Origin of the sequence: Chitinophaga sp. ARDCPP14 (genome assembly GCF_051362515.1) — a bacterium.
Classification (GTDB): domain Bacteria; phylum Bacteroidota; class Bacteroidia; order Chitinophagales; family Chitinophagaceae; genus Chitinophaga.
In genome coordinates this window covers 55,806-78,039 of record NZ_JBKIXB010000013.1, presented here as the reverse complement: position 1 = coordinate 78,039, position 22,234 = coordinate 55,806, and the positions used below count along the sequence as shown (strand labels likewise).

18 protein-coding genes are annotated in these 22,234 nt (G+C 47.3%); 13 read left to right on the top strand and 5 right to left on the bottom strand.

Going from position 1 to position 22,234, the window contains the following annotated elements:
- The first annotated feature begins 9 nt into the window (after positions 1-9).
- The 4 genes from ACLHR0_RS27505 (at position 10) to ACLHR0_RS27490 (ending at position 5,921) form a co-directional block, all read left to right on the top strand.
- Positions 10-1,683 (top strand): RagB/SusD family nutrient uptake outer membrane protein, encoded by a 1,674-nt coding sequence (locus ACLHR0_RS27505; RefSeq protein ID WP_436490962.1) that lies wholly within the window; start codon positions 10-12, stop codon positions 1,681-1,683.
- 121 nt (positions 1,684-1,804) lie between these two features.
- Complete coding sequence (locus tag ACLHR0_RS27500) at positions 1,805-3,331, top strand: glycoside hydrolase (protein ID WP_436490961.1); 1,527 nt, start codon at positions 1,805-1,807, stop codon at positions 3,329-3,331.
- Positions 3,332-3,334: 3 nt separating this feature from the next.
- Positions 3,335-5,140 (top strand): beta-galactosidase, encoded by a 1,806-nt coding sequence (locus tag ACLHR0_RS27495; protein WP_436490960.1) that lies wholly within the window; start codon positions 3,335-3,337, stop codon positions 5,138-5,140.
- A gap of 97 nt (positions 5,141-5,237) precedes the next feature.
- Positions 5,238-5,921, top strand: coding sequence for a hypothetical protein (locus ACLHR0_RS27490; RefSeq protein ID WP_436490958.1), 684 nt, complete (start codon positions 5,238-5,240; stop codon positions 5,919-5,921).
- Here ACLHR0_RS27490 and ACLHR0_RS27485 read toward each other — a convergent pair.
- Both ACLHR0_RS27485 and ACLHR0_RS27480 read right to left on the bottom strand, forming a co-directional pair.
- Complete coding sequence (locus ACLHR0_RS27485; RefSeq protein WP_436490956.1) at positions 5,899-8,421, bottom strand: TonB-dependent receptor plug domain-containing protein; 2,523 nt, start codon at positions 8,419-8,421, stop codon at positions 5,899-5,901. The two genes, ACLHR0_RS27490 and ACLHR0_RS27485, sit on opposite strands and share 23 nt — an antisense overlap.
- A gap of 10 nt (positions 8,422-8,431) precedes the next feature.
- Positions 8,432-9,346, bottom strand: a complete 915-nt coding sequence (locus tag ACLHR0_RS27480; protein ID WP_436490954.1) for an SAM hydrolase/SAM-dependent halogenase family protein — start codon at positions 9,344-9,346, stop codon at positions 8,432-8,434.
- Between the two features lie 88 nt (positions 9,347-9,434).
- Here ACLHR0_RS27480 and ACLHR0_RS27475 point away from each other — a divergent pair, with 88 nt between their 5' ends.
- The 3 genes from ACLHR0_RS27475 (at position 9,435) to ACLHR0_RS27465 (ending at position 12,063) form a co-directional block, all read left to right on the top strand.
- Positions 9,435-10,256, top strand: a complete 822-nt coding sequence (locus tag ACLHR0_RS27475; RefSeq protein WP_436490952.1) for a DUF6597 domain-containing transcriptional factor — start codon at positions 9,435-9,437, stop codon at positions 10,254-10,256.
- Between the two features lie 61 nt (positions 10,257-10,317).
- Positions 10,318-10,860 (top strand): GNAT family N-acetyltransferase, encoded by a 543-nt coding sequence (locus tag ACLHR0_RS27470; protein WP_429044340.1) that lies wholly within the window; start codon positions 10,318-10,320, stop codon positions 10,858-10,860.
- Between the two features lie 105 nt (positions 10,861-10,965).
- Positions 10,966-12,063 (top strand): acyltransferase family protein, encoded by a 1,098-nt coding sequence (locus ACLHR0_RS27465; RefSeq protein WP_436490950.1) that lies wholly within the window; start codon positions 10,966-10,968, stop codon positions 12,061-12,063.
- An 11-nt stretch (positions 12,064-12,074) separates the two neighbouring features.
- On the opposite strand, the gene ACLHR0_RS27460 is transcribed toward ACLHR0_RS27465, so the two are convergent.
- Positions 12,075-12,971, bottom strand: a complete 897-nt coding sequence (locus tag ACLHR0_RS27460) for an alpha/beta hydrolase (protein WP_429061841.1) — start codon at positions 12,969-12,971, stop codon at positions 12,075-12,077.
- A 291-nt stretch (positions 12,972-13,262) separates the two neighbouring features.
- Between ACLHR0_RS27460 and ACLHR0_RS27455 the strand changes: the two genes are divergently transcribed.
- The 6 genes from ACLHR0_RS27455 (at position 13,263) to ACLHR0_RS27430 (ending at position 16,788) form a co-directional block, all read left to right on the top strand.
- Positions 13,263-13,736, top strand: coding sequence for a carboxymuconolactone decarboxylase family protein (locus ACLHR0_RS27455; protein ID WP_436490947.1), 474 nt, complete (start codon positions 13,263-13,265; stop codon positions 13,734-13,736).
- 36 nt (positions 13,737-13,772) lie between these two features.
- Positions 13,773-14,111: a YciI family protein gene (locus ACLHR0_RS27450; RefSeq protein ID WP_429044330.1), complete on the top strand. Its 339-nt coding sequence runs from the start codon at positions 13,773-13,775 to the stop codon at positions 14,109-14,111.
- Positions 14,112-14,172: 61 nt separating this feature from the next.
- Complete coding sequence (locus ACLHR0_RS27445) at positions 14,173-15,423, top strand: RNA polymerase sigma factor (RefSeq protein WP_436490945.1); 1,251 nt, start codon at positions 14,173-14,175, stop codon at positions 15,421-15,423.
- Complete coding sequence (locus ACLHR0_RS27440) at positions 15,407-15,988, top strand: Crp/Fnr family transcriptional regulator (RefSeq protein ID WP_370911052.1); 582 nt, start codon at positions 15,407-15,409, stop codon at positions 15,986-15,988. Before ACLHR0_RS27445 ends, ACLHR0_RS27440 begins: the two co-directional genes overlap by 17 nt.
- Before the next feature lie 76 nt (positions 15,989-16,064).
- A complete protein-coding gene (locus tag ACLHR0_RS27435; RefSeq protein WP_436490943.1) occupies positions 16,065-16,472 on the top strand; it encodes a DUF4267 domain-containing protein in 408 nt (135 codons plus the stop codon).
- Complete coding sequence (locus ACLHR0_RS27430; RefSeq protein WP_429044318.1) at positions 16,462-16,788, top strand: hypothetical protein; 327 nt, start codon at positions 16,462-16,464, stop codon at positions 16,786-16,788. Before ACLHR0_RS27435 ends, ACLHR0_RS27430 begins: the two co-directional genes overlap by 11 nt.
- 52 nt (positions 16,789-16,840) lie before the next feature.
- On the opposite strand, the gene ACLHR0_RS27425 is transcribed toward ACLHR0_RS27430, so the two are convergent.
- Positions 16,841-18,595, bottom strand: coding sequence for a SusD/RagB family nutrient-binding outer membrane lipoprotein (locus ACLHR0_RS27425; protein ID WP_370911055.1), 1,755 nt, complete (start codon positions 18,593-18,595; stop codon positions 16,841-16,843).
- A gap of 17 nt (positions 18,596-18,612) precedes the next feature.
- Positions 18,613-22,161, bottom strand: a complete 3,549-nt coding sequence (locus ACLHR0_RS27420; RefSeq protein ID WP_370911056.1) for a SusC/RagA family TonB-linked outer membrane protein — start codon at positions 22,159-22,161, stop codon at positions 18,613-18,615.
- Between the last annotated feature and the right edge of the window lie 73 nt (positions 22,162-22,234).

Sequence of the window (22,234 nt, the reverse complement as noted above, 5' to 3'; positions counted from 1 at the left end):
AAAGCAGTCATGAAAACAACACACTTTATATACAGTTTAACTTTAGTTGCCGCAGGATTATTTTCCTCCTGCAAACAGGACTTTCTGAATATTACGCCTACCGACCGTATCCTGGCCGACGCCGTACTGGGCGATTCCGCTTTGTTTCAGAATTACGTGATCAACCGGTACACGAGCATCAAATTACAGGATAAAGAAGGAGAAGGTACTAATCCGGGTTTTGGCAGAGGCTTTGAATACGGCCTTTGGAGCTCTATCACCGACGAATCCATTTATAACAATGACGATAATACCTGGGTGATCCAACAAGGGCAGATTGCACCGGAAAATACCGGCATTGCAGGTACTATCTGGGGAAGAAGCTATCGCAGTATCCGGGAATGTAATTACGCACTGAATAACATTGACAGCGTGGAAATGAGCGCCTCTCTCCGTAAAAAGCTGACCGCAGAGTTGCGCTTTATCCGGGCGTTCCGGTACCATGACCTGATCCGCAACTATGGCGGCGTGGTGCTGATGGGTGATAAAGAGTACCAGCTCACCAGCGACCTTACAGATCCGGCTTTATTTAAAAGGGCCACCCTGCAGGAATCCATGAATTATGCCGTGAGCGAACTCACTGCCGCAGCAGCAGACCTGCCGGTTGACAACGACGGCAGCTGGCAGACCGGCAGGGCTACCCAGGCCGTTGCCATGGCGCTGAAAGCACGCTTATTATTATATGCAGCAAGTCCGTTGTACAACGTTGGCACCTGGCAAGCCGCCGCCGATGCTGCCAAAGCAGTGATGAACCTGTCGAAGTTTTCCCTGGCAGCAGACTACAGCCAGTTGTTCCTGAAAGCAGATAATAATGAAATCATTTTTGCACGGCAATACGCCGTAGGCGCCCGCCACGTGTGCCTGGAAATATCCAACGGACCAAACGGTTACGGCGGATGGGCAGGTAATACGCCGCTGCAGAACATGGTAGATGCTTATGAAATGAAAAATGGTAAACTGATCACCGATCCAACATCCGGCTATAACGCCCAACAGCCGTATGCGAACAGGGATGCCCGTTTTTACGCCACTATCCTTTATAATGGCGCACCATACAGGGGATCTACGGTACAACCATTTTCTCCCGGTGGAAAAGATGGAAAGGATGGCCCTTCCAACTGGAACTCCACTAAAACTGGCTACTATCTTAAAAAATTCATGGACGATAAAAACCCGATCGATAATCCCTGGGACGTAGCCGGATTACAGCCCTGGATCTATTTACGTTATGCAGAAGTATTGCTGAACTATGCAGAGGCACAAAATGAAGCAGCAGGGCCTGATGCCAGCGTATACGCCGCGGTTAACCAGATCCGGCAGCGTGCCAGTGTACAGCAACCGGTGCTTCCGGTTGGCCTGAGTAAAGACCAGATGCGCGAGGCTATTCATCATGAAAGACAGGTAGAACTGGCATTTGAGGAACATCGCTTTTATGATGTACGGCGCTGGAGAACAGCTATTGTAACAGAAAATGTTCCTGCTTACGGCATCAACATCAGCGTTAATAACAGTGGCGTATATACGTATACTAGAAAAGTAGCGCTTGCCGGCCGGTTGTTCGCTGAAAAAAATTACTGGCTGCCGATTCCGAGAACAGAAATTCTGTCTTCCAATGGCCTGTTGGAGCAGAACAAGGGTTATTAAACACTCATCCGCTTCACACAAAGCTGCTATGTTAGCCTGCCGGTTATCATAATTGAAAAATATTTAACGGGCATTTTGCTATTTTCCGGCGGCTTTGTGTGAAGCAAAGCGTTTTAGGAACATGAAAAAAATCATTTGCTCACTGCCGCTGTGCTTTGCGCTACATACTGCATTATCGCAACAAAGCAACAGTAACGTTATCCAGGTAAACATCGACCTACATAAAACGGCGCAAACGATCCGCAACTTCGCGGCTTCGGATGCGTGGGCGGGTCAGTTTACCGGCAACTGGCCGGATAGCAAACGTAACCAGATAGCCGACTGGCTGTTTAGCACCGATACCACCGCCAACGGCCAGCCCAAAGGCATTGGCCTGTCGATGTGGCGTTTTAACATCGGCGCCGGCAGTGCGGAACAAGGCGATAACAGTGGCATCAAAGACGAATGGCGCCGCGCGGAATCCTTTCTGCAGGCGGATCATACCTACAACTGGAAGAAACAATCCGGCCAGTTGTGGTTTTTACAGGCGGCAAAACAACGCGGCGTTACGGATTTCCTGGGTTTCCTGAATAGCCCGCCGGCAGCGTTTACCAGCAACGGCAAAGCCTTTGCTGACAAGGGACAATGCAATCTCTCCCCGGATAAGTACGCTGCTGCCGCTGTTTTCCTGAAAGAGGTAGTGCAGGGAATACGTGTAGCCACGGGCGTTAGTATTAACTATATCAGCCCGGTAAATGAACCGCAGTGGGACTGGAGCGATGGCGGACAGGAAGGCTGCCCTTATAATAATGAACAGATTGCCGGCTTTACCAAAGCCATCAGTAAAACTTTCAGCGAAGCAAAACTGCCGGTTAACATACTGATTACAGAAGCAGGAAAAATCAATTACCTCTATGCCCCGGAAGACAAACCGGACAAAGGCTCACAGATAAATGCCTTCTTTGATCCGCAGAGCCGGACTTACGTGGGCAACCTCCTTAATGTATACAAAGGCATCGCCGCACATAGTTATTTCACTACTTCCCCGGAAGACACGGCCACCACTATACGAAAACGGCTGCATACCGCCCTGAACGGGCTGGAATTCTGGCAATCGGAATATTGCATACTGGGAGATAACGCGGGAGAAATAAATGGCGCCGGTGTAGACCTGGGCATGGATGCAGCGCTTTATATGGCGCGTGTAATCCACTCCGATCTTACTATTGCAAATGCCGCTGCCTGGCAATGGTGGCTGGCCATTTCGCCGTATAATTATAAAGACGGATTGATTTATATCGATAAAAATAAAACAGACGGGCAACTGCGTGATACCAAAATGATGTGGGTATTAGGTAACTACAGCCGGTTTATAAGACCCGGCGCTACCAGGGTGCAGGCCGTTATGAGCGATAGCGCAGCGTCGAAAAATCTCTATCTGTCTGCTTATAAAAACAAAGATAATACCCTCCGGATAGTAGTTATTAACAACGGCAGCACTGCCGCCAACGCCAACATACACTGCAGGGAGCTAAAAGCAGGCAGTATGCGCAGCTATACCACCAGCGCAAAGGAAAACCTAAAGCCAGGCTATATTTCCGGTAACATTATTCACATTCCGCCACAGTCAGTAGTTACATTGACAGGTAACCTAAGCAATAAACAGTAGATAATGAAAAAACTAAGCGTTGTAATTTTAATGGTATTGTGCAGCATACAGTTGTTTGCACAACACACTTTCCAGCTCGGCGACTCCGCCTTCCTGCTGGACGGCAAACCTTTCCAGATGATTTCAGGAGAGATCCATTACCTGCGCGTGCCGCGTGAAAGCTGGCGTGACCGCCTGAAAATGGCAAAGGCAATGGGACTGAATACCGTAGGCACCTATGTGTTCTGGAACATGCACGAGCCAGAAAAAGGACATTATGATTTTTCCGGCAACAACGATGTAGCCGCCTTTGTAAAAATAGCACAGGAAGAAGGGTTGTGGGTGGTGTTACGCCCTAGTCCGTATGCCTGCGCCGAATGGGAATTTGGCGGATATCCATACTGGCTGCAGAACATAAAGGGTCTCGAAGTACGTAGTAAAGAACCGCAATACCTCGCCGCTTATAATAATTACATCAAGGCAGTTGGAAAACAACTATCGGGCTTGCAGATAAATCACGGCGGCAACATCCTGATGGTGCAGATAGAAAATGAATATGGTTCTTATTCCAATGATAAAAGCTACCTCGACATTAACCGGAAGATGTTTATTGACGCAGGTTTCGACGGGCTGCTTTACACCTGCGATCCCGCAGCCGATGTAGCCAAAGGGCATTTGCCTGGTTTGCTGCCGGCTGTAAACGGCATCGATGATCCGCAAAAAGTAAAGCAGCTGGTGAGAGAAAACCACAATGGCAAAGGGCCGTTTTATATTGCAGAATGGTACCCTGCCTGGTTTGATTCCTGGGGACAAAAGCACCATACCATTCCTTATGAAAACTTCCTCGACCGCCTGGATCGTGTACTCGCAGCCGGCATTTCCATTAACATGTACATGTTTCACGGTGGCACTACCCGTGGCTATATGAATGGCGCAAACTATAATGATAAGAGCCCTTATGAGCCGCAGATCAGCAGTTACGACTATGATGCACCACTGGATGAAGCAGGAAATGCCACGCCAAAATTCATGAAGTTTCGCGAAGTGATAGCCAGGCATCTGCCGGCAGGTGTAACTTTACCGGAAGTTCCCGCAAAGAAACCGGTGATCACCACCCCACAGATCACCTTTGAACGCAGCGCAGCAGTTTTCAGCAAATTGCCAGCGGCCATTAAAAGCGTAGATCCGTTAACGTTTGAAGACCTTAACCAGGCTTATGGATTTGTGCTGTATCGCACTACCGTTCCCGGTGGGCATAGTGGCCTGCTGAAAATAAAAGATCTACGTGATTACGGTATTGTGTTCGTGAACGGCAAAAGAGTGGCTATACTGGACCGCCGTTTGGCGCAGGACAGTGTGGAGGTAATGCTTCCAGCCGGTACTGTTACCCTGGATATCCTGGTAGAAAATCTTGGGCGTATCAATTTTGGCCCCTATCTTCTTAAAAATAAAAAAGGTATTGCCGGCCAGGTATTATTTAATGGCCAGGCTATTCATCAGTGGCTGCAATTTAAACTGCCCTTTGATGTTCAGCCGGCTGTAAAGCCTTCCGCTGCCGGTACGGACGCACCGGTGTTGAAAGAAGGCAGCTTTACGCTTTCCTCTACCGGCGACACCTACCTGGATATGACGCAGTGGGGTAAAGGAGCCGTATGGATCAATGGACACCACCTGGGCAGATACTGGCAGGTAGGCCCGCAACAAACCTTGTATGTACCTGCTGAATGGCTGAAAAAAGGCAGCAATAAAATTACTGTGCTGGAACTGATCAAGCCCGCTGCAAACACCTTGCAGGGCATCGATCATCCGATACTGGACGTATTACAATAACACAAGAGAAGTTTGTAAAAAGCTATTGGGGCGGGTTTCCGTTTCAATAGCTTTTTACTTTACCTTTATACGGTACCTCTAATCCCACTGCTGCCGTATGAAAAAAATTGTTCTGTTAGCAATTGCCTGTATGGCCGGGTTACCGGTTTTCTCTCAACGCTTTGTACACGGCATAGGGTTTTCCACATTTATTGATCATACGTCCAGGTACGGCAGCATCGCCAGCTTCGGCCTTTCCTATGCCATCCGTTATAATGTGATGGAAACAGATAAGATGACTGTTTCGGTGGGCATTCCATTATCAGTTGGCGGGTCGGGGGAATCTGACAGCAACATGGAATCGTATTATGATGCGGAAGGTAATATTGTGTATTACTACACCCGCAATGAGGATGATGGTCCCAGGACAAAGCCCAGGGGTATGGTGGATATCCCGCTAATCATTAACCTGAACTTCGCCGGATTTTCGTCTCTGGATAATAAAAACTCCGTAGGTTTCTTTGTGGGAGGCGGACTGGCCTACCATTACGGTCCTGTAAATGTAAAGTACAAAGACCGTAACGGCGGCAGCTTTACAGATTCTACTACCCAGCATGCTGTGGGGCCGATAGGTAACCTGGGGATGCGGATCGGGCTTGGCAAAAAGAAGAACGGCGCTATTGAAATCAGGGGCTCCTATATGAAGAGCTTAACAAAGCGACAGCCCGACATTTACGGCATCAGCTTATTATATATACTTCCTAAAACAGGCAAATACGCTAATTCCGGCGGTTTATATTAATTCCCACCCTTGCAAAATAAAATGATCCGAGTGTGCCCATCTGCACCGACGCATATTTAAACACGCCGAAATAACTGTTGCCATATACCTGTTCGTCCGGGAAAACATCGAGGATGTTATTGGCGCCCACTGTTATGGTAACGGGTTTCAGGTTATAGCTGAAAGACAGGTCCGTTACTACTTTTCCTTTGTGCACCTGCACTTCTCCAAAGGGGAAACTGTTGCGGGATACTTCTCCGAAATATACATTGCGCAGTAACACACTGAATTTTTTATAACCATAGGTAAGCGATAAATTAGCCTTTACGCGTGGTGTACCATCCGTGATAAGAATACTGTCGTTGGGAGAAAAGAAGATCTGTTCCTGTCCTTTTAAACCGTCGGGAATATGCAGGTTGCCGGTGATCTTATTTTTATTGTAGTTGAATCCCAACGAAGCATTGAAACTATGGGAACCGGAACGGAGATTATAGTCGGCTACCACATCGATGCCCGCGGTACGGGTATCAATACCATTGCTGAAAAAGCGTGCAGAACTGGCGCCCAGCGGATTGATAATCTGCTGGATGGCATCCACCGGATCGCCGTTGGCATCGAAGCCGAAGCTGCCGGTTAACACGATCCTGTTTTTGATGTTGGTAAGATAACCATCTACAGAGATGCTGAAATTATGGGCGGCCTGTGCGGTAAAGCCCAGGCTGTAGTTTACAGATGTTTCCTGTTTCAGCTTTGGGATACCCAATGCTTTTGCCACGGCGCTCTGGTTGGTAAAGAAACCGGATTGACCGAGCGTGTTATCCGGTAAGATATCCGTGCTCACATAACTGAAATACTGCTGATGCAGGGAGGGCGCCCGGAAACCATTGCTCACGGCGCCACGCACGTTGAGCACATCAGAAATCTTATACCTCGTCGCAAATTTACCACTCAGCGCTGTTCCGAAATCGCTGTAGTGTTCCAGTCGCGCTGCCGCGCTGATCAGCCACCTGGAGGTAACATCCAGTTCACCATCTATATAAACACCGGTGTTATTCCTGTTTTTATGGATGGCATTATCCGGTGAAAACCCGGTAAACGACTGCGATCCGCCTGCCAGCCCGGAGGGGTTAGACACGGTACCATCCGGGTTTTCCACTAATGCGTAATTTTTCCAGGAGGCTTCTTCCCCGGTGCGGATGCGGTAATCATCTACCCTGAACTCTGCGCCAAAGGCCAGGTTAAAGCCGGCAGCCACGCCTGCAAATCGACGGCTGAAATCCAGGTTGGTAGTGTTCTGTAAAAATTCATGTCCGCCGGCTTTGAAGCTGGTGGGAGATGCATTCTGCAACGAGGCATTTACGGTATGATCTACCTCATAGTCGAAACGGTTATCGCCTAGTGTATTGCTCAGGTCGGCCTGCCATTCACCAAATTTATGTTTTAGTCCTACGGCGATGGAACGGTCGTGGATACGTGAATCAGTAGTAGGCTGAAACCCATCCGGATAAATCGTATATACGTTTACGGTAGGATCGCTTGGTAAGCGTCTGAAGCCGAAGCCTTCGCCCTGGCGGTAACTGTAGCCGCCAAAAGAATAGAATTCACTTTTGCTGTTGTTAAAAGGAAGCGATAAATTATAGAATACGCCGCCATTCTTTATTTGTGCATCGCCGATCTGGAAATTAAAATCATCTCTTTTTAGTCCTTTCTGCTTCAGCATATCGTCGTCGTATTTCCGGGAAGCGGCGGGATCATTGGTAAAGTCGTACGCGAAATAATTGTCGAGAGACGACTGATCGAAGATGATCAGGTTATTATTTTGTGCGCGGGTAGTTTTACCTCTCTGGTAAGCTTCCCCGGTGATATTGATATAACCGCCCTGTTTGCCGAGACCAGCGCCGTAGTTGAGGCTCAGCTGACCAAGGCCACCATCGCCGCGGGAGGTAACGCCGCCGGTTAATGCAGCAAACAGCTGCTGCGTGTTTTGCTTCAGGATGATATTAATCACGCCTGCAATGGCATCGGAGCCGTATTGCGCAGAGGCGCCGTCGCGCAGCACTTCTATGCGTTCGATGGCAGCAGCAGGGATGGCATTGAGATCTGTTCCTACAGAACCATTACCAACGGTGCCCTGGTTATTGACCAGCGAGGTTGTATGGCGGCGTTTGCCGTTAATCAATACCAGCAGCTGATCGGGGCCGAGCCCGCGGATGCTGGCGGGATCAATATGCTCGCTTCCATCTGAAGAGGATTGCCGGTTGGAGTTAAAAGACGGGGAAATATATTGCAGGATCTGGTTCAGATCATTTTGCGGTGTGAGTATTTGTATTTTGGAGAGATGAAAAACATCTACGGGCGCCACGGTGTTTAGTCGTGTGCGGCCACTGCTGCGGGTACCTACTGTTACCACTTCATTCAAAGTACGTATAGCCGGGGCCGGTATAGTATCTGCTGCGTTTTGCGCAGTGGCGGCGCTGCTGATCAATACAAGCATAAAGGCAGGGTATAAAGATCTTATCATCAGTAGCGATTTATTTTTTAGGAGATAAAGTTACTTCCACGCTCCACTCACTACCGCTTCCGATGTGATAGGCAGCGGCAAAGTTGCCCTGGTTGAGGGCAAAAGACAGTTGCAGTAAGCTGTTCAGGTAGCTCAATGGTTTTCCTTCCGGTACGGCGCCAAAAGTTTGACTGTACGGCGCCGCTGTTTGATGTACTTTTTTCCCGTTATGGAGAAATGTTACCTGCAGTACATCGCCGTATTGAGGATGCAGCTGGTTGAGGAGATCGGCGGTGATGTTGGTCCACACATTACCATATTGCACATCCAGGATGGAGATGTTGCCTTTCAGTTTTCCGCCTTCCAGCACGGCCGCCTGGTAAGGTATTTTTACTACCTCTTTGGGCAATACCGGTCCTACCTCTTCAAAGGTGATAGCGCCTGCTGCCAGTCGCGCGCCGGTATAGGCATATACATCCCTGCCGTGGAAAGTGTAGGATTTCTGCGAATCCTTGCGGCGGTTCACGGCCTCATTGATTTCACGTATTTCCGCGATGCCTTCGGAGGCCGCAATGAGGGTGAGGGTGCCGTTGTCTGGTGTTACAATAAAGTGACCATTGTTTGTTTTGAGCACTACCGATTTACGGCTGGTGCCTACGCCGGGGTCTATTACCGATACGAACACGGTACCTGTGGGCCAGTAGGGAACTGTTTGTTCCAGCCGGTAGGCGGCTTCCCATATATTGTATGCGGGTATTTCGTGGGTGAGGTCATATAGTTTCAGGTCGGGCGATACGCCGGAGGCTACTCCTTTCATGGCAGAAACGGCGCCATCTTTCAAACCGAAATCCGACTGGAAAACAACTATTTTATTTTGTGCAAATCCAATGCTGGTAGCTAATAATAATGCCAGGCTGGCGATGAAACGGTGTGTTGCAATGTTCATGGGGGAATGTAATTAGTCTACAAATCTAGTAGATTATTATGAAATCATTAAAAATTATTACCTTGAATATAATTCATCTGCTATTAAAATGAAGTACCAGGAATTACCACCGCCGGCATATCTTAAAAACCACGTCCGTTATTTCTGGACGCTGGAGAGTAATGATGTTGCCCACGTGCCTAAAATTTTCGGGCCAATGGCAGATGGTTGTCCCGGTTTAATTTTCCAGCAGTCGGACAGCGGTACCTTTTACCAGGAAAACAAAGAGTTGCCTGATTTGTTGTTGTACGGCCAAACCACGAAATATACGGAGCTGCATGTAACCGGCACTATCTGTTCCATTGGGGTGTGCTGTTATCCGCATGCGTTGAAATCTGTTTTTGGTTTGAATGCCGATGAGTTAACCAATTCCTGTTTAGACCTTGATATACTGTCGGCTAGCAGGGATTTTTACCTGGCAGAAAGGCTTGGCAACACGCCTTCATTAACAGAGAAGATAGCCGTTATTGCTGCCTTTTTATTTAAGCAGATAAATGAAAACAGCACGCCTGCCGATGAGGTGACGCACTTCGCCTTATCGCAGATCATTGCATCCGGCGGCAGTATTCCGTTAAAGGACTTACAGCAGCAGTTGCAGTTAACGGAAAGAAGTTTCGAGCGCCGGTTTAAACAGGGCGTTGGCATCTCTCCGAAATTATTTTCCCGGATATGCCGTTTTCAAAATTCCCTGAAGCAATTAAAAAGCAACAACTACAGCAAGTTGTCTGATATTGCCTTTGAGCATGATTATGCTGACCAATCCCATTACATCAGGGCCTTCAAAGAGTTTGCAGGCTTCTCTCCTTACCAGTACCAGAAAAAATCGACTGAAGCAGAAGCAGGAAGTAATTTCCTGTTGATGACCAGGTAAGTACTCCCAATTTTTGTTCTTATAGATAGTTCCTTTAAATTGGGCGGCAAATGACACGTGTATGGAGATTTTCGCATCTACCCCCCGGTTGATTTTAAGGGAACTGATACCTGCTGATGCCGCCGGCATGTTTGAACTGGATTCAGATGAAGCGGTACATTTATACCTGGGTAACAAACCCGTAAGCACCATAGCAGAATCGCGGGAGGCCATTCAGTTTATCCGGCAGCAATACCGGGAGAACGGTATTGGCAGATGGGCGGTGATAGAAAAAGACACCAACCAGTTTGTGGGATGGGCGGGATTAAAACTGATAAAAGAACCTACCAACGGCCATGTTAACTACTACGACCTCGGCTATCGTTTTATAAAAAAATACTGGGGAAAGGGATATGCTACGGAATGTGCGCGGGCCTGCCTGGAATATGGCTTTAACCGGCTCGGGCTGGAAAATATTTATGCCATTGCCGATGTAAACAACGATGCGTCGAAGCGCGTTTTAGAGAAGGTGGGCCTGAGCCTGGACGGCACTTTTCACGACGGCGAAACGATGCTTAACTGGTTTACAATCAGCCGGGAAGCATGGAACAGATCGCGTAACTGACAGGAGGATACTGACTGAAGTGTAATTACAGCAGCCCGGTTTAACTTGCTTTACACAAAAGTGACCGGTGTTGCCATCCTTTACCCTCAATCAGTATCCCTTTTTATGAAGATTAACAGCATACAGTTATTAAGGGCAGTAGCAGTTATCCTCGTGGTACATGTACACGCCATCGACTTACAGGAAGCATTCACCGTTTCCCATCAGCAAAAATTTTATTTCCTCGAAAACTTTGGTGCTATTGGCGTAGATCTCTTTTTTGGGATATCGGGGTTTATCATTAGTTATGTAGCCAGTAACTATTTTGGTGCGCGTGACGGGGTGGACTTCCTGAAGAAGCGGTTCCTGCGGATCAACCCTATTTATTATGTAGCCAGTGTGTGTTACATGGTATTCTTTTGTTTTTTTGACCAGATGTACCCCATCACGGCTATCCTTTACGGGTGGAGGGATACGATCTTTATGCTGCCTGTATTGAACTCGCAGAAGTGGCTGGCGCCTATCCTGGTGGTGGGCTGGTCGCTGAGTTTTGAGTGGTGGTTCTATTTCCTTTTCTTCTTCCTGATCCTGTTCCGTACAAAATACAAAACCTTATTGCTGTTACTTGTTATTCCTGCGCTTGTGGCGGTGGGCCAGTTGCTGAAGCCAGCTGATTTCCGGCTGATATTTTACACTAACCCTATCATGCTGGAGTTTCTCTTTGGGGTGATCATTTTCTGGTTGTACCGGCATGTAAAAGTGGCTGCCGGCGTAGCCGGGCTGTTGCTCCTGCTGGGCGTGGGCGGTTATATTTATAACATTGTGTATGGCTTTGGAAATATTTCTGAACTGGGCAGTGTGACCGGTGGCACCGGCAGTTTGAAAAGGGTGTTATTGTGGGGTTTGCCCAGTGCGTGTATCCTGGCGGGTTGTATTTTCCTGGAGAAGCAGGGTGTATGGACAAAGCTGTGGAATAACAAATGGGGTTTACTGATAGGCGATGCTTCTTATTCTATTTACCTGACCCACTATACTTTTTATTATTTCATCGCGCAGATATATGCCGCCACCGGCTACTTCCTGAATGCCGATCTTTCCGTTATCGTACATATGGTGCTGGCGGTGGCGGTAGGGGTTTTCTTCTACTACAAGGTAGAGCGGCCGCTGATAAAGCTGCTGCATTCCAGGCCCGCTGCGCGACCTGTTCATACGGCTATGCCATGATTTATATCAGATCAGGGGGTGTTGGGAATCCAGCCCCCTCTTTTCATCCACCACACCATGGGGTCCAGCCATTCGTTTACGGGTAACCGTTGGGTGAAGCCGTGGTTGCCGGTGGGATAGAGATGCAGTTCAGCGGGAATGCCTCCTCTCAGCATGGCCTGGTAAAAGGCGATGCTGTTATTTACATTCACCACGGCATCATCGCTGGTATGCGTGATATAGGCCGGTGGTGTATTATTGTTCACCCACTCTTCGTTGGAAAAGAAGGCAATTTTTTCTTTGGAAGGATCATTTCCTATCAGGTTGATGCTTGATCCCTGGTGTGCCAGGTCCTTGTTCATGCTTATTACGGGGTATACGAGGATCATGAAATCCGGGCGCAGATCGGTGTTTTCCTTATTGGGCACATAGCTCCTGGCGCTGTGGGTGCCCAGCGTGGAGGCCACGTGTCCGCCGGCGGAATAGCCTGCAATCCCAATTTTATGCGGGTCCAGCCCCCATTCCGCGGCATTCATGCGTACCAGTTTAATGGCCTGCTGTGCGTCCTGAAGCGGTCCTATGCTTTTATCGCGCATGGTGGCATCTGAGGGCAGCCGGTATTTTACCACGAAGGCGGTGACTCCTTTTGTAATGAATGCTTCTGCGATTTTGGTGCCTTCCTCTGCGAAGGCCAGGAAGGCGTATGCACCGCCGGGGAAGATGATCACTGCCGCCCCGTTGGGCTTTTCCGGCTTATAGATGGTGATGGTGGGGGCATCTGCCGGTGCAGTTTTCCCGATACTGTTGGGAATGGAATCTTTGTACAAAGGTCTTATTTCCTGGGCCTTTACGGATATAGCGGTAAATGGCAGCACAAAAACAAGGAGGGCCAGCATTTTCCCGATGCGGGGATAATTGTGTTGAATCATCCGTCAAAAGAAAAAATTCCGGCCCGCCGGAGTGTTTTACAATTGTAAAAACGAGGTGATTAACAAATGACTCACCGGAATGGTAGCGTGGTAGTTTGCGTGTTTTTCTGCAAAGGCATAAGAAAAATGGGGACCAATGGTTCTTCTTTACCGGACACATGCTTGAATATCCTTTACCCATCTGCCTAAAAAATATTTTAAAAAAATTTCCGGAAGATGTCCAATTTCCTTTTTCCCGATCCTTATTGGTGTATAAACGAACAAATTCATCACCAATAAAAATTTAAAACCATGAAACAGAGAATCAATCTGCTGACAAAAGGAGCTAACGCAGTAAAAGCATTATATGGCGTAGGTGCATATCTTGCAAAATCATCCATTGAAAAATCCCTGCAGCATTTAATTTATTTCCGGGTATCCCAGATGAATGGCTGCGCATTTTGCCTGGATATGCACTCCAAAGATGCACGTGCAGAAGGGGAAACGGAGCAGCGCATTTATATGCTGGCGGGCTGGAAAGAAGCTACTGTGTATACCGACCGTGAGCGGGCTGCCTTTGCCTGGGCAGAAGCAGTTACCAGGCTTACCAACGGCGATGTGCCCGATGAAGTATATGACGTAGTTCGTCAGCAGTTTTCAGAGGAAGAGATTGTAGACCTGACCATAGCAGTTACTACCATTAACAGCTATAACCGTCTTAATGTAGCTTTCCGTACCTCAGCAGGAAGTTATACGCCGGGGATGTTTGCCGCCAAAGCAAATTAATTCATATATTTCATCCGTGATTTAAATTATAAAAAGATGAAAGAATTCTTATTGTTATTTCGCCAGTCGGAATATGCGTACCGCGAATTATCGCCGGATGACTTCCAGTCGCTGATGAAGAAGTGGCAGGATTGGGCGGGCGGTATTGCTGCACAGGGCAAACTGGTGAGTAACGGCCGTCGCCTTTCTACGGAAGGGAAAGTATTAAAACCAGGAGGCGTTATTACCGATGGTCCGTTTGTGGAAATCAGGGAACGGCTTGGCGGCTTCTTGGTAGTGCAGGCCGATACGCTGGAAGAAGCTACTACATTGGCTCATGGCTGCCCGGTGCTGGATGCCCAGGGCTGTGTGGAAGTAAGGGAAATAGTTTCGTAACCAGTATCAGGGGAAATAAAGAAAACCACTCTTTCGTTAGAGTGGTTTTTACTGTTTTAGTATGGAAAAGGAACACGAATCACTGAAGCATTTATTTAAGCAGGAATTCTCAAAGATGGTAGCTGTGATCAGCAAACTTTTTGGGTTGCAGCATATTGAGATAGCAGAAGATATTGTGAGTGAAACATTTTTACTCGCGTCGGAAACATGGGGCGTGAAAGGACTCCCTCCCAATCCTGCTGCCTGGCTTTATACCGTAGCCAAACAAAAAGCCATACATCATTTCAGAAGAAATAAAATATTCGACAAAAAAGTACTGCCTGAAATAGTGGCCAGACAGGAACTGGTGGATGATGCCGAAGCGCTGAGTTTCTCGCAGGAGAATATCAAAGACAGCCAGCTGCAAATGCTTTTCGCCATCTGTAATCCGTCTATTGCCAGCGAAGCGCAGATAGGGCTGGCGCTGCGCATCCTTTGCGGTTTCGGGATAGATGAAATTGCAGAAGCTTTTTTGTCCAATAAAGAAACCATTAATAAAAGATTGTTCCGGGCGAAAGAAAAACTGCGCGAAGAAAAGATCAGGATGGAGTTGCCCCCGGAAAATGAAATTCCGCAGCGGCTGGATAATGTCTTGCATATTATCTACCTGCTTTTCAGTGAAGGATATTACTCCCAGACACAGAACCAGATCCTGCAACAGGATCTTTGCCTGGAAGCGCTCCGCCTGGGATTAATGCTGACGGCTTACGACAAAACCAACCGGCCCAAAACAAATGCGCTCATTGCCCTCATGTGTTTCCACGCTTCCCGCTTCAATGCCAGGCAGGCCGGCGAAGGCGAGGTGGTGCTGTATGAAGCGCAAAACGAAGCGCTGTGGGACCAGGCATTGATCAACCAGGGCATTTATTTCCTGCAGCTTTCTGCTGAAGGCAATGAGATCAGTTCCTATCACCTGGAAGCCAGGATCGCTTACTGGCATTGCATGAAAGAGGATACGCCGGAAAAATGGGAAGAGATCCTGCAGCTATACAACGCGCTGCTGATGATCAATTACTCCCCCAGTGTAGCACTAAACCGTACTTTTGCCCTGTATAAAGCAAACGGGCAGCAGGAAGCGCTGGCAGAAGCAGAAAAGTTGAAGCTGGAGAATAATCATTTCTATTATGTGCTGCTGGGAGAACTGTATAAGAATATTGACAATGATAAAGCGAAAGCGAGCTTTCATAGAGCCTGGCAGTTGGCAAAAACAGACACCGAAAAACAAGGCATACAGGTACAAATAAACCGGCTTACCGATGAGCATACACACTAATCTGATCAGGGCTATGGAACATTTCATCCGTATGGATGAAGCCGAGAAGCTATTCATTTCCTCGTTGTTTGTGAGCCGGGAATACCAGAAGAATGATTATTTTCTGCGGGAAGGACAGGTTTGCCGGGAAGCGGGTTTTATTGAGAAGGGATTGATCCGGTACTACAGCATCAAAGATTCCGGGGAGGAGCTGACATTTGACTTTGGAAAGGAAAATGAATTTACCTGTAATTACGAAAGTTTTCTCGATCATTCTGCTTCGCAGCGCAGCATCCAGTGTATTGAGCCAACCACAATACTGGCGATTTCCTATGAAAATCTTCAATTGCTTTACAGCAAAATAAAAGAAGGGGAAAAATTTGGCCGGTTGATTTGTGAGTACCTGTATTTGAATGCCATAAAAAAAATCACTTCTATTTATAGCGATCAGCCGGAGCAACGTTATCTGCAATTCGTCAACAACTATCCCGACCTGCAGCAGCGCATCCCGCAGTATTATATTTCTTCCTTTGTAGGCGTAAAGCCTCCGTCTTTAAGCCGGATCAGGAAAAGGCTGGCGATGTAGATTTATTAACCTGGGTGAACGAACCCGCGGAAAGCTGTTTTTACCTTTGTTGCATCATCATAAAATAATGCGACAAATGAAAAACACATCTGAAAAAATCGCCTTTTACGCCACCGTATCTATGGGGATATTGCTGGTATTTATCGGGCTTCGCTTCCTCCTCTCCCCGCTGGTGGCGGAAGCTGCTTTTGGCATCCACGTACCTGTAAACGGTAATTTCTCTTTTCATTATATCAAAGGCATCCGCGATCTGTTTACCGGCATTGCTATACTTGGCGTACTATGGACCGGCGAGCGCCGTGCATTGGGAGTGCTATTGCTGGCAGGAGCCATTATCCCGGTGGTGGATTTCAGCCTGGTGTTGCAAAATCCCGTATATGAAACCGGCAAACTGATTCCGCACGTGGTAGCTATTGTAATGGCGCTGGTGCTGGGAGGTTATTATCTTTCTTCCACCGCCCAAAAAACATCCCATGCTCTTTAATATTGTGTTGCTTCTGCACTTCGGATGCTTTTTAGGATATCTCGCTATATTGGTGGCGCAGCGGACCGATTACCATACAAAAGTGCGCGACCATAAAGGACTGATACTGGGCATTGTGCTGCTGGTAACCGGTATCATACTGGTGGCGCTGAAATATCCGCATGTCAATTATTACAAAGTGATACCCAAAACCGGCCTGTTCGCAGTGGTAACGTTCATCAATATACGTTTCACAAACAAAGTATTTACAAAGCCGGCTTACTATGCGTTACTGGCGTCAACGCTGGCAGCCGCCTGCATAGCGGTATGGCATTAAAAAAGGGAGCTAACCAATATGGTCAGCTCCCCATCGACATCATTGCTCTCTGCTATTGATAATTATAATTATCCCAGTAAGGATTTTTTGCTCTTGCTGCAGCAGGCACCCAGAAAATCGGGCTGGTTAAATTATTTTCTCCTGCTACTTTCTTGAAGTTATCCGGGTTATTGGTCAGCTCAATAGTTGGATAACGTACTCTTTCAGGCATTGGTTTCCATACGGAAGTATGCCAGGTGAAGGGTTCCAACTTCGGGTGACGGGTCCTTCTCAGTTCTGCCCACAGTTCGTAAGGCTGGTAGAGGTTCAGGTGAATATACTTTTGCTGCATCAGGATTTCCATTTTGTCGTCCAGTGTAGCGGCCAGTGTAAATTTGGCTTTAACCACATCGCCCCATGCGCTCACTACTGCTGCAGATGGTTTCGTAGGGTATACCATGGCTGTTTGCTGAGGTGTCATCTGAGTTTTAGCGTAGCTGCTCAGTTGATTAATGGTGTACCAGAAATCTATCGAGTGTGTTACTTCGTCTTTAATGTGTTCTTCAGCGGATTTGCCGGTATTCGCTAATCCTTTCAGCGCTATTTCCGCCAGCAGCAGATCCAGCTCTCCCAATGAACTCATATAAACCGGCATCTTCGCATTCTGGTGGAAGGTAGCATGGTTGTAAGTAGATTTGGCATTGGTAGAAAAAGTAGAAGCGATATTATCTGCATACGGATAATACCTTTCTCCGCTGTTATACAATGCAGATTGTTCTTCAATATTAGCAGATACACCACGGTAATCCAGGTATTTGGTAGGCATAGCCAGCACGGGCAGGCGCGGATCATCAATCCCTTCCTGGTAAGCAGGTGTGCCGTAGTTCATCCTTTTCATGATGATGTTCGGGATAAAGGAGGCGAAGGTATTTTCATACACCCCACGAATCCATGTTCCGCCACCGGTGGGATCAATATCAAACCAGTAGAACCAGTAAAGATCCGTTTGTGGCAAAGGCTTAGCCAGTGCTGCCTGGATCAGCGGTTTGGCATATGCTTCTTCCACTCCGGCGATTCTTACCAGCAATTTCAGGCGGGTAAAATTGATCAGGGATACCCACTTATTGATATCACCGTGGAAGGCTATATCCTGCTCCGTAAATACGGTTTTGGCATCAGCCGACATCTGTGAATAGGCAGCGGGCAGTTCATCCACAATAGCTCCCAGTTCCTGTATGATAGACTGGTAGATCTCTTTTGGATCATCATATTTAGGGAAGAGGTATTTAGGTTCTTTTTTTGCTCCCTGGAAAGCATCTGAATAAGGAACCGAATTAAAGAAATCTACCAGCTTGGCGCTTTGGTAACATTTTATAAAGCTAACCAGTTTCAGGTATACATCTCCATCCTGTTTCAATTGCCCGGTACGTGCATTCACAGAATCCCTGATCACTTCATAATTCTTCAACCGGGTATAACTGTGTTGAAAGAAAGATTGCCCGTTGATGGGAGAATCATCAAATCCGTTACCGGTGGTTAAATCATTGTATGTGGAGAACCAGTCGTAGCGATAAGATACAAACCGTTGCACCACTTGCTCATAGCCGGTGATACTGGTACCTCCGTTGAGCAGGTAATACCACTCGCCGTAGTCCTGTGCAAATATTTTATTATTTGTAAGCACGCCGGTAAATAAGCCGGGCACCACATCTATAGTACTACCGGTGGAGAGCTTGTCTTTGTCGTAGAACCGGTCTTCCAGGTCTTTTTTACAAGCTCCCAGGACGGAAGCAGAAAGCAGGAAAATATATAAGTAAGCTTTTTTCATTTTTTTCAGTTTATACATTAGAAAGCAACATTTAACCCCAGGGAGTAAGTCCTTTGGGAAGGGTAGATGGTATTTTCCACGAAAACATCTGCACCCAGCGCTCCTTCCGGATCAATATTGGGAATAGATTTGTAGAGATAGAACAGGTTACGGGCAGCTGCGGTGACAGTGAGCCTTTGCATTCTTATCCTTTTGGAAATTTCCGCGGGTAATGTATAGGAAAGCGCTACTTCCCTCACTTTGATGTAATTGTTTTTGAATACGCGATCCGGTGGGAAAGAGGTAGCCAGGTCGTTTGCATAGCTTCCATAATAAGAAGAAGCACTGGTGATGATATCATTGGTTACATACTTCCCATTATCATCAATTTTCACACCAGGCAGGACCAGACCATCGTGATACACCTTACCATCCGCAGACTGAGCAGGCGCTGGCTGTGAATGCTGCCACGGCACGTTCTGTTCGTTAGAATTAATATAATAGGCCAAACCGCCGTTTTCTTCATCGCGGTATTTCATGGTATTTTCTAACTGCCCAACACCTGTTAAACGGTTGTTGGTGTAGCTGAAAATAGTACCGCCGTATTTGTAATCCAGCCCGATACGGAAGTTGAAGTTCTTATACTGGAAGTCGGAAATAAACCCGCCGTATACTTTTGGCATTACATTGCCGGCTACGGTTGATTTCTGATCATCGAGTATATAGATACCCTGGTTGTTGACTACTTTATTGCCAGCTTCATCACGTTTATAATCGTTCATTACAATTTCACCATACGGGCGACCTTCATCTGCATGAATAGATGCAGCAGCGCCATTAATCAGGTTACTGAAAGGATAATTGGTAACGCCCGGATACAGGTCTATTACTTTTGATGCCTGGCTGGCGGCATTCAGGGTGAGGCTCCAGCGGTAGTTTTTACCTACCAGTGGTACGCCTGTTAATGCCAGTTCAAAACCCCAGGCCTTTACATCACCCGCATTCACGATCAGACCAGTGGAACTGGAGGCTGAAGAAATAGGTAAGCTGATGATCTGGTTGTAGCGGTGGTTGGTATAGAAAGAGAAATCGAGGATCACCCTATCCTGTGGCAGGAAGGTGTTGTTGATCCCAATTTCAAATTCCCTTTTACGCTCTGGTTTCAGGGCGCCCGGTAACAATTTGTCGGGAGGAGAAACGGAGTTGGCGCCTGTACTTGGCAGACGAGTGTATCCATACAGGTTATTGGCGAAATAACGGGTAGTGCCGTTACCTACATCCGCCCAGGACAATCTCAGCTGTCCACTGTTTACGCCGGCAAGCCGGTAACGTTCTGTATAATTCCAGGTAAGTGCAGCGCCCGGATAAAAATACTTGTTGTTTTCCGGAGGAAGAGTAGAGTTCCAGTCCTGGCGACCCTGCAATTCCAATGTAAATTCATTCTTCCAGGACAGTGCTGCTGAGGCCAGCAAGCTATATAATACGTCAGAACCTCTTGTATAGTTTCTGAGCAGGTGTGCATTGTCGGCACTGGGTGTTCCCAGCTGATTGGAGAAAGAATACCAATCGGGGAAGGTAAGTCCACCAACGGTGCTGGTGGCCAGGTAATCCACATTACGCAGGCGGTACACACCGCCTCCAAATGCGAACAAACGGAGATCGTTGTTCAGGAATGATTTATTATAGTTCAGTAACGCCTGGTAAGTTTGGGTGGTAGCGTTTTCCTTTGCTACGCCAAAACTTCCTTTGTCTACCGTGGGAAGCAACCTGGTTATACTTACCTCTGTATTATAATTGGTATTATCATAATCCAACCCCGCCTGTCCTACGAGGAAAATATTCTTCGTAAAGTTTAATGTTACTTTGGCAGAGGTAATCATGTGGATGTTTTCATCCTTGTAGCGGTTCTTTTTGTTATTCCAGATATAGTTGCCAAGTAAGTTAAAGGCATCGGATACACGTGCATTGGAAAGATCCCTTTTATAGCCGGTGGCATCTGTATAATAAGGATATACCAGGTTATAATCATAATCAACCGGGTATCCCCATGCTACCGGTCCATCGTTCTGGGAACGGCGGTTTTGGGTAGAGATGCTGTAAATGTTGGAGATCACTTCAAAGGAAGCCAGTTCGGATGCTTTGATATTACCATTGAAGCTAAAGGAGTTCCTTTTCTGCCAGGAATTATCACCGGCAATATCCTGGTAATTATAGTTGGTATAAGAAGCCCTGATACTACCCTTTTCATTACTGCCTGCAATTGCTACGTTGGCAGAAGTAGAGTGACCGTTCTGGAAGAGTGACATAAAGTTATTCGCATGCGGCGAATTCTTCACCATGGAACTATCGTAGAACATCACATTGGCACCATCGAAAGCAGGACCGAAGCTGAAGCGCTTATTGGGCAGCATCCTGGTTTTTACGCCATTGATGGTTTCATAGGTCGTATCATAAAGGTTGTCACCCAGCCCATATTTGGTTTGCAGCTTCAGGTAAGATACCGGTTGTTCTATGGTGTGTTGTATGTTACCGGTCATACCAAATCCTTTCACATTACGGCCGTTTTTGGTAGTAATGATCATTACACCGTTGGCGGCATCGCTACCATACAATACAGTCGCTTTAGCGCCTTTCAGGATATCGATTGATTCGATATCGTCCGGGTTAATATCATTGATACCGGCGCCATAGTCGAATCCCTGCCCCACGTCACCGCCTATCTGTGTTTTACGGTCGCTCAGGATTACGCCGTCTACCACAAACAGGGGTCTTACGTTCTGATCGGGGTTCATACTGGCTGCGCCGCGGATGTTAATCCTAACGCCGCCCTGCGGACCGGATGCGCCAACGTTTACGCCTACACCGGCTGCTTTACCATACAGGGCAAGGAATGGGTTCATGGTTGAACCGGCCTTGGTAAGTTCATCGCCTTTAATGGTGCTGATCGCGTATCCGAGTGTTCCCTTCGGGCGTTTGATACCGAGAGCGGTAACCACCATTTCATTCAACCCGCTGGAGGCAATGGAAAGTGTTACGTTCAGGAATGTGGAGGTGCCGAGGGTAACTGATTTTGATTCATATCCTACAGAGGTGAATACCAGTACTACATTGCCTTCCGGCACATCAAGACTGAACCGGCCCTGTACATCTGTGGTGGCACCGTTTTTAGTGCCTTTGATGAGAATGGTGACGCCGGGGATGGGTGTTCCGGTGCTGTCTTTTACCGTACCGCTTATTTTACGGAGTACTACTTCCGGTATGGCGATGAAGGGAGTGGCATTTTCCAGCCTGATATCTTTCTCTTTTACAGCGATGATTTTGCCGATCACTTCATAACTGAAGGGTTGGTTTCTGAAAAGCAGTGCCAGTACGTCTTCCAGCGAACCATTCCGGATGGAGATATCTACCGGCTTACTTTTCGTGAGCATAGCATCTTCATACCAGAACTTATAGCCGGATTGCTTTTTTATTTCTTCAAATACCTTTTGGATCGGTGCGTTCTTTTGCGACAAGGTTATCTGTTGCGACAGAGATTTGGCGCTGATCTGCAAACAAACTACCGTTAAGAGGATAGCCGTAATCTTCATTTGCTTAATCAGTTGTTTTTTTATCCTCAGATGGGCACCTGATTTTCTGAATGTCAGGACGCGATCTTTGATG

Coding starts and splice junctions, on each gene's coding strand:
- ACLHR0_RS27435 (WP_436490943.1), top strand. CDS start 16,065: ATGAAAAACACATCTGAAAAAATCGCCTTTTACGCCACCGTATCTATG.
- ACLHR0_RS27425 (WP_370911055.1), bottom strand. CDS start 18,595: ATGAAAAAAGCTTACTTATATATTTTCCTGCTTTCTGCTTCCGTCCTG.
- ACLHR0_RS27505 (WP_436490962.1), top strand. CDS start 10: ATGAAAACAACACACTTTATATACAGTTTAACTTTAGTTGCCGCAGGA.
- ACLHR0_RS27455 (WP_436490947.1), top strand. CDS start 13,263: ATGAAACAGAGAATCAATCTGCTGACAAAAGGAGCTAACGCAGTAAAA.
- ACLHR0_RS27495 (WP_436490960.1), top strand. CDS start 3,335: ATGAAAAAACTAAGCGTTGTAATTTTAATGGTATTGTGCAGCATACAG.
- ACLHR0_RS27450 (WP_429044330.1), top strand. CDS start 13,773: ATGAAAGAATTCTTATTGTTATTTCGCCAGTCGGAATATGCGTACCGC.
- ACLHR0_RS27490 (WP_436490958.1), top strand. CDS start 5,238: ATGAAAAAAATTGTTCTGTTAGCAATTGCCTGTATGGCCGGGTTACCG.
- ACLHR0_RS27420 (WP_370911056.1), bottom strand. CDS start 22,161: ATGAAGATTACGGCTATCCTCTTAACGGTAGTTTGTTTGCAGATCAGC.
- ACLHR0_RS27475 (WP_436490952.1), top strand. CDS start 9,435: ATGAAGTACCAGGAATTACCACCGCCGGCATATCTTAAAAACCACGTC.
- ACLHR0_RS27445 (WP_436490945.1), top strand. CDS start 14,173: ATGGAAAAGGAACACGAATCACTGAAGCATTTATTTAAGCAGGAATTC.
- ACLHR0_RS27465 (WP_436490950.1), top strand. CDS start 10,966: ATGAAGATTAACAGCATACAGTTATTAAGGGCAGTAGCAGTTATCCTC.
- ACLHR0_RS27485 (WP_436490956.1), bottom strand. CDS start 8,421: ATGATAAGATCTTTATACCCTGCCTTTATGCTTGTATTGATCAGCAGC.
- ACLHR0_RS27430 (WP_429044318.1), top strand. CDS start 16,462: ATGCTCTTTAATATTGTGTTGCTTCTGCACTTCGGATGCTTTTTAGGA.
- ACLHR0_RS27440 (WP_370911052.1), top strand. CDS start 15,407: ATGAGCATACACACTAATCTGATCAGGGCTATGGAACATTTCATCCGT.
- ACLHR0_RS27500 (WP_436490961.1), top strand. CDS start 1,805: ATGAAAAAAATCATTTGCTCACTGCCGCTGTGCTTTGCGCTACATACT.
- ACLHR0_RS27470 (WP_429044340.1), top strand. CDS start 10,318: ATGGAGATTTTCGCATCTACCCCCCGGTTGATTTTAAGGGAACTGATA.
- ACLHR0_RS27480 (WP_436490954.1), bottom strand. CDS start 9,346: ATGAACATTGCAACACACCGTTTCATCGCCAGCCTGGCATTATTATTA.
- ACLHR0_RS27460 (WP_429061841.1), bottom strand. CDS start 12,971: ATGATTCAACACAATTATCCCCGCATCGGGAAAATGCTGGCCCTCCTT.